Source organism: Candidatus Zixiibacteriota bacterium (assembly GCA_022865345.1).
Lineage (GTDB): Bacteria > Zixibacteria > MSB-5A5 > MSB-5A5 > RBG-16-43-9 > RBG-16-43-9.
The window spans coordinates 1-1897 of the sequence record JALHSU010000157.1 but is presented as its reverse complement, the minus strand read 5'-3'; the positions used below and the strand labels follow the sequence as shown (position 1 = coordinate 1897).

General features: G+C 42.5%; 2 protein-coding genes. Both read right to left on the bottom strand.

Annotated elements, in window-relative coordinates; all coding sequences use genetic code 11:
• Nucleotides 1-39: 39 nt before the first annotated feature.
• The gene (gene rpmE, locus MUP17_07470) at nucleotides 40-270 is read right to left on the bottom strand and encodes a 50S ribosomal protein L31 (protein MCJ7458814.1); all 231 of its coding nucleotides are present in this window, start codon (nucleotides 268-270) and stop codon (nucleotides 40-42) included.
• A gap of 609 nt (nucleotides 271-879) precedes the next feature.
• The coding region (locus tag MUP17_07465) for a tetratricopeptide repeat protein (protein MCJ7458813.1) at nucleotides 880-1897 on the bottom strand (1018 nt) is incomplete at its 5' end.

Here is a 1897-nt window from a genome sequence, read left to right as displayed (position 1 = left end):
TCTTTAGTAGAAAAAGACAGTAAATCCTCATGTAAAAAGCTACTTACCCTCAGTTTTCTCTTGCTTCTTTTCTTCTTTCTGGTATCTCTTCCTGAAACGCTCCACTCTTCCGGCAGTATCCACTAACTTCTGCTTTCCGGTAAAAAAGGGATGGCAATGTGAGCAGATTTCCACATGGATATCCTTGGCTGTGGAACGGGTATGGATGACATTCCCGCAGGCACAGGTGATGGTGGTCTCAAAATACTTGGGATGAATCTTCTCTTTCAAAACTTTCTCCTCCTTTATTCGAACATCCTCAACCAAATTTTCGGACTAATATAATACGCAGATTTAGAAAAACAAGATAAATCTAGAAATGAAAAAAGGAAAAAGGAAGAAGGGAGATGGGAAATAACCTCTCCCCGACCCTCTCTTACGAGGAGAGGGAATCTATTTACCCTCCCCTTTCAGGGGAGGGATAAGGTGGAGTCTATTGAGTGCATCATCCGTGATGATGCAAGGCTCGGTAGTCTCCTAAGGGCGTTTTTGAACTCCTCCCCTAACCCCTTCTCTTACGAAGAGTAGGGAAATACAAGTCCCTCTCTTTTTAAGAGAGGGACTTAGGGTGAGTTATTTAATCGCAAGCTAAAGCTTTCGGCCACCTGAATTCCGTGCCTTTCGGAAAAAAATAAGGGTGGAGTCAAGTTCCACCCCTACGCGGATGATTGAGCAGCTTAAATGGATGCTCGAAACAGATTTATCAGCCTCAAGGTCAAATTTGACTTAATCAACTTAATCAGCAGTAAGATTTCGTAAGGACAGAACAATGTTCTGTCCCTACGAAAGAGGCGACCCTTTGGGTCGCCTCTTTCCTGTTTACAGTATGCTGCCTGCTGTCTACTTTTTCAGCTTTTTCAATCTCTCCTTCGCATCCGCAACTTCAGGTATCCCAGGGTCAGCATTCTTCCAGATATCCAGAAACTCCTCATATTTCTCAATCGCTTTTTTATTCCAGCCGGATTCCTCATAAGCCAAGCCTAAAAGGTAATAAGCTTTCACTCCCATGGGAGTCAATACTCTGTAAACATCATATCTTGAGAGTGCCTTTTCTAATTCAGCTACTGCTTCGTCCAGTCTGCCTGTCTTCAAGTAAATTTCCGCCAGATGAGAACGCATAAAAAAATCTGGGGTGGGGGACTCTCTATTTCCTCTTTCTAAATAGCTCAATGCCATGTTTGTGTCCCCTTTGACTAACTCGATGTCGCCCAATGTCCACCAGTAAGAAAACATCAGCTTTGGATTCTTTTCCTCAATATCCTTTTTCAAAGCCTTTGCCAATTCTTCAGCTTCGGCAATTCTCCCACTCTTTGCCAGAAGATAAGCGTAACCATCTCTCCCATACACCGGGTCTGTGGGTTTGTCTTTTTTGTATATTTCCATGCCTATTTCTGCTTCCTTTAATGCTAAAGACATCTTTTTCTGCCTTTCATAGAGATATGCCTTATCGAAATGTTTATAGGCATTCATCTCTCCTTCAAACTGTTCCATTCTGTCTGCCGCAATACCATCGTCCAACACTTTGAGAGCATCTTCGAATTTCCCCTGGTAAAAAGGAATCGATTTTAAGTATAACCTTCCCATTGACCTCAAACGCTTCTCGCTGCTGGAAGAGAGCGCCTTATAACAGTTTTCCGCTTGGGTGTAATCCTTTTTGAAAAGATACATATCCCCCAGTTTGTACTGAGAGGGATAAAAGTCAGGGTTTTTCTCTAAAGCTTTTTTGTAAGATTCAATTGCCTGGTCCAGCTTTCCATTCCAGGCATAAAGGTCAGCTCTGGTATCATAAGGATTGGGTTCGTCCGGTGCTATGGATATATATTTATTTATGGCCCAGATAGATTTCTCAAAATCACCG